The organism is Pseudomonas sp. FSL R10-1350 (assembly GCF_009600525.1).
In the GTDB taxonomy this organism is placed as follows: domain Bacteria; phylum Pseudomonadota; class Gammaproteobacteria; order Pseudomonadales; family Pseudomonadaceae; genus Aquipseudomonas; species Aquipseudomonas helleri.
Genome location: NZ_WIVR01000172.1, coordinates 1 through 640 on the forward strand (window position 1 = coordinate 1; position 640 = coordinate 640).

Here is a 640-nt window from a genome sequence, read left to right on the forward strand (position 1 = left end):
TCGATTTCGATGTCGGTGCGGCCGGTCAATTCCTTCTTCCCACCGACTTGGGCGATGGTCGAGCGTAGCTGGTGATAGGACTCAATGCGGTTCTGCGAGCGGTGAACATTACGCTCCAGTTGCGGGTCGCGCAGGTAGCGCAGTGTGTAGATACTGCGGATGAGCTTGTCGAACTCGAAGATTGCGCGCCGCGTCGGGTTCGGCGCCGTATAGGTGCACAGCTTGCGGATCAGCGTGCCCTGCGTCATTTCCTTCAGGCCCAGTGTGGCGACGATTCGGTCGATGTTCTCCTTCTCACCGACGATGAGTTGCCGGTCGATCTGGCCAGCCGGATCAGGCATTTCTCGTACAATGCCAGATCATCGGCGCAATACAGCTCCTGCAACTGGTCGTCGAGGTCGGGGAAGCGCGGCTCGAAACGAAGTCCGAACCAGTGCAGGATGGCGAAGTTGGCCTTGTTGATGCTGTGCATGTCGCCGGTGATCGCGCTCGGCACGATGTCCGACGTGTTGCGGTACCAGATGTCGAACACGTGGTGAGCCTCGTACTCGTGTGCGCCTATCAGGTAGCCGTTCAACGGCACGTGATTGCACAGCAGCGTGTAGGCGACGACGCCCTTGCCGCGGCCGAAATATTTGCG

The 640-nt window shown here is 59.5% G+C and carries 1 pseudogene; it reads right to left on the reverse strand.

Features of this window, described 5'->3' with window-relative positions:
- Positions 1-640 (reverse strand): annotated as a pseudogene (locus tag GHO25_RS25700) (Tn3 family transposase); the annotation flags it as partial.